Source organism: Novosphingobium sp. YAF33 (genome assembly GCF_052113265.1).
Classification (GTDB): Bacteria; Pseudomonadota; Alphaproteobacteria; order Sphingomonadales; family Sphingomonadaceae; genus Novosphingobium.
This window is the reverse complement of sequence record NZ_JBFRCW010000036.1, coordinates 1-3,817: the sequence shown is the minus strand read 5'-3', so window position 1 is coordinate 3,817 and position 3,817 is coordinate 1. Positions and strand designations below refer to the sequence as shown.

Annotated in this window: 5 protein-coding genes; all 5 read left to right on the top strand. The window is 60.0% G+C overall.

Features of this window, described 5'->3' with window-relative positions; genetic code table 11:
• Window positions 1-305: 305 nt before the first annotated feature.
• From AB4Z00_RS26435 to AB4Z00_RS26415, 5 genes are read left to right on the top strand one after another with little or no spacing between them, the layout of a single operon-like run.
• Entirely contained in the window at window positions 306-608 is a 303-nt protein-coding gene (locus AB4Z00_RS26435; RefSeq protein WP_442047889.1) for a hypothetical protein, read from the top strand.
• Window positions 605-958 carry a helix-turn-helix domain-containing protein gene (locus AB4Z00_RS26430; protein WP_442047888.1) on the top strand — a complete coding sequence of 118 codons (354 nt, stop codon included), beginning with the start codon at window positions 605-607 and terminating at the stop codon, window positions 956-958. The genes AB4Z00_RS26435 and AB4Z00_RS26430 overlap by 4 nt, the downstream gene beginning before the upstream one ends.
• Before the next feature lie 3 nt (window positions 959-961).
• Window positions 962-1,810, top strand: coding sequence for an ImmA/IrrE family metallo-endopeptidase (locus AB4Z00_RS26425; RefSeq protein ID WP_442047887.1), 849 nt, complete (start codon window positions 962-964; stop codon window positions 1,808-1,810).
• Window positions 1,803-2,612 carry a thymidylate synthase gene (locus tag AB4Z00_RS26420; protein ID WP_442047886.1) on the top strand — a complete coding sequence of 270 codons (810 nt, stop codon included), beginning with the start codon at window positions 1,803-1,805 and terminating at the stop codon, window positions 2,610-2,612. Before AB4Z00_RS26425 ends, AB4Z00_RS26420 begins: the two co-directional genes overlap by 8 nt.
• A 1-nt stretch (window position 2,613) precedes the next feature.
• Window positions 2,614-3,654, top strand: a complete 1,041-nt coding sequence (locus tag AB4Z00_RS26415) for a nucleotide kinase domain-containing protein (protein ID WP_442047885.1) — start codon at window positions 2,614-2,616, stop codon at window positions 3,652-3,654.
• Window positions 3,655-3,817: the final 163 nt, after the last annotated feature.

The window sequence follows — 3,817 nt, the reverse complement described above, 5'->3', positions numbered from 1 at the left end:
GTACATGACGCTTGAAACGATGGCCCCGCTCAGCGACAATCCCATTGTCATGCTGTCGGCAGTACCCGGCTCATGATCGGCTCAGGCTGAGGCCGAAAAGCAAGGTGGTCCAGAAAAGCTACACCACCTCTCGGGACACGATCGGCTTGTTATTCGTTTGCCTTCGACTTTGACGTTGACCGGTCCTTTGCGAAGCTGAAGCGCGGACTGCGATTTCCCAGATCACGCGTGCGTAGAAAAAATCTCCGCAGCCTCTTGAATGTCAGGATGGTAAGATTATCTTACCACCTGTAAGGAAGGTGTCTATGACTCTAGATGAAGCCAAAGCGGCGATCGTCAAGACGCTGCAGAAAGTTCAGGAAGTAAGCGGATTGCCCTGTCCGAGCCTGGCGGGCGGTGAAGTCCCGCGCCGGGTTCTCGAACATTTCGACAGCACGGTCTGGCCGGTGGCCACATCGTGGATTGCCAAGGAGCTTGGAGTGAAGATCGATAATGACATTCATTTGTTTGGAGGAAAAAATGGGGAACCGTTGCTGACAATCGACCAGTCGGCCGAAGTTATTTGCTCGCACTGCGGCGAGCAGCACTATGCGGTCGCGGCGGAATGACCGCCGAGACCGAACAGCGCCAACTCATCGCGCAGCGCATCCGTGAAGCTCGTCAGCTCGCCGGACTCAGCCAGGGTCAGGTCGCCAAGCTGATGGGCATGCATCGCCCGACCGTCAGCGAGATCGAAGCCGGCAACCGACGGGTCAGCGCCGACGAAATTGCCCGCTTTGCCGAGATCTTCGATGTCGGCACCGCTTATCTGCTTGGTGAGGCCCCCGACAAACTGGCGCTTGACGATCCCAAGCTCCAGCTCGCCGCGCGCGAACTTTCAAAGTTGTCGCCTGACGCTCTGGACGGTCTTTTGCGCGCGCTCGCCGCAGTGCGGACCGATGACGAAACCAAGGACTGAGCGATGAACCGGCGGACCCTTATTCTCGACGGTGCCCAGGCTGCGTCTGATGTGCGCGAGCAGGTCGGCCTCGACCAGATCGCACCCGTCGATCCGTACGCGATTGCCGAAGCGCTTGGGATCAGGGTCCGCTTCCTCCCGGTCAGCATGGAAGGCTTCTACCAGAAGGGAATGCCGCCGCGCATCATGCTCTCGGCGCTCCGCCCACTTGCCCGCAAGGCCTTCACTTGCGCGCACGAAATCGGACACCACTGGTTCGGCCATGGCTCGACGATCGACGAGCTTAAAGCGGATGACCGGCAGGACAGCGATATCCCAGAAGAGGTTCTCGCTAATGCCTTTGCCGGCCTCCTGCTAATGCCGTCAATCGCGATGCGACGCGCGTTCAACAGCAGGGGGTGGAAGCCCGCAACCGCCAATCCGCTTCAGATCCTCACGATCGCCAGCGAATTCGGAGTGGGATATGAGACCCTGCTCACCCACCTTTCGATGACGCTCGGCGATCTGCCGCGTAGCAGCCGCATCGACCTGGGCAAATGGACGCCCCAACGTATCCGCAAGCGGGTACTCGGCGACGACGATGCCGACGGACTCGTTTTGCTCGATGCGCACCAGCAGGCGACCAGCGTCGATCTCGATGAGGGCTACGCGCTGGCGGTGCCGCGCGGGGCAACGATCGAGGGCGCCGTGTTGACCCCGCGCCAGACCATCGAAGGGTATGATGTCTACAACGCCGTCGGCCGAGGCCGCGCCACCGTGACCACGCCGGACTGGCAGATCGAGGCGCGTGTCGCCCCGGCGCGCTTCACCGGCCCCGCCAACTATCGCTTCATTGAGGATCCCGATGAGTAAGATCGCCGAACCCGAGTCGATATCTACCACCAATTTATCGCTTGGCTGGGCGCGCGTTCTTGACCGGCTGATGCAGTGCGGCGTGGACGAAATTTCGCCGCTCACACTCTCGATCTCAGGTTTTGATGAGAATGGTGAGGCCGCTGAGGTACCGGCAATCCGGCATGCCATCGACGCACTGCTCAGCGCCAAGGACAAACGTGATGTTGAGAATGTTGCCTGGACGATCTTCCCCCAACGCTACTGGCTGATGGCACAAGGCGACCGCGCCATCTTGTTCGAAATGTTCCGCGAAGCGTTTCCGCGTGTGCAGAAATTCAATCCGCAGAATAACCGCCGTGGTTCCTATTTCCAGCGCATGGTCGATTTCGAAGGTGGCGGAAGCGGATTTAATCAGCTCGCTTGGATACTCGACGAATACCATCGCAACCCAAAGGGTCGACGGTCCAAATGGCAGGCCACGACCTTTGACCCTCGCCGTGACATGATGACGACCGCCTTGCTGGAATTTCCATGTCTGCAGCAGGTCAGCTTCACGTTCTCGGGCGATGACGGGCTTGTGTTGAACGCCTTCTACGCAACCCAGCAGATCGTTCACAAAGGCTATGGCAATTATTTGGGGCTCGCGCGCCTCGGGGCGTTCATGGCTTCGCAAATGGGGCGCAAATTTGAACGGCTGAACGTCTTCGTCGGCGTCGCCAAGATGGACAAAATCAAAAAGAATGACCCCGATCTCGCGACCCTGCTAGCCACGGTTCGCGCTGAACTGGCCTCTGCGCAGGAAATCTGCCAGGCCGCCTGATATGACCGACCAACATGCCCCCGCTTTCTTCCGAGACACGAACCGATTTGCCGGCCTCCGTCCGTCCACCGTTTTTGACAGCTATTGGCGCTTCGCCGCCGAGAGACAGGCGATCTTCTTCCGCCGGTTGCGCGGCGATCCTGCACCATGGACCGAGGATCCGATCCTGCTGCGCCACCGTTTCACCAACACCTATCGCGCGGCGGACCGGGTCAGCCAGTATTTGATCCGCGAGGTCATTTATGGCGAAGGCCGCTCGATGGACCCGCGCGAGCAGCTGTTCCGCGTCCTCTTGTTCAAGCTGTTCAACAGGATCGAGACCTGGCAGCTTCTCGAAGACCAGCTTGGTGACCTGCGTTGGGAAACCTTCGACTTCGCCCGGTATGACAAGCTCCTGTCGGCGGCCATGCGCAGCGGCGGCAAGCTCTATTCCGCGGCTTACATCATCCCGCCAGTCAAATGGCCGGGCGGCGACGGGGTCAAGCATCGCGGGCACCTGCACCTCATCCGCACGGCGCTGGGCGGGAAGTTGATCGACGAGCTTGGCGGCGCAACCTCGCTTGGCGAAGTGTTCGCGCTCCTCAAGCAATTGCCGTCGCTCGGCGATTTTCTCGCTTTTCAGCTTGCGATCGACCTCAACTACGGCACGGCCATCGATTTTCCCGAGGACAGTTTCGTGGTCGCTGGCCCAGGCGCGCGCGACGGCATCGCCAAATGCTTCGTAAACGCCTCGGACTACCTCGCCGAAGATATCATCGAGTTCATGTACGAGCGCCAGGAACGGGAATTCGAGCGGCTCGGCCTCGACTTCGAAAGCTTGTGGGGGCGGCCGCTTCAGTTGATCGATTGCCAGAACCTGTTCTGCGAGATCAGCAAATATGCACGGGTTGCCCATCCCGAAGTGATGGGCGTGTCGGGCCGCACCAGGATCAAGCAAATCTATAAGCCGCTGCCCTCTCCGCACGGCGTCTGGTTCCCGCCCAAATGGGGGCTCAACGACAAACTGCCGGCCCACACTGCACGCGCTGGACGGCTTCTCTAAAAGGACAGATGTCAACGCCGGTATAAAATGGGGCCAGGCACCGGTTTAAAAAGGGGCCAGTTGGTTCAGTCAAACAGCCTCGGATTGAGGCTGGGCACTATCGGCAGCGGGGAAGCGGCTGTAGCGGAGCGGAAGCCAAGCCGATTTCCCGCTGCCGATAGCC

Coding starts and splice junctions, on each gene's coding strand:
- AB4Z00_RS26420 (WP_442047886.1), top strand. CDS start 1,803: ATGAGTAAGATCGCCGAACCCGAGTCGATATCTACCACCAATTTATCG.
- AB4Z00_RS26430 (WP_442047888.1), top strand. CDS start 605: ATGACCGCCGAGACCGAACAGCGCCAACTCATCGCGCAGCGCATCCGT.
- AB4Z00_RS26425 (WP_442047887.1), top strand. CDS start 962: ATGAACCGGCGGACCCTTATTCTCGACGGTGCCCAGGCTGCGTCTGAT.
- AB4Z00_RS26415 (WP_442047885.1), top strand. CDS start 2,614: ATGACCGACCAACATGCCCCCGCTTTCTTCCGAGACACGAACCGATTT.
- AB4Z00_RS26435 (WP_442047889.1), top strand. CDS start 306: ATGACTCTAGATGAAGCCAAAGCGGCGATCGTCAAGACGCTGCAGAAA.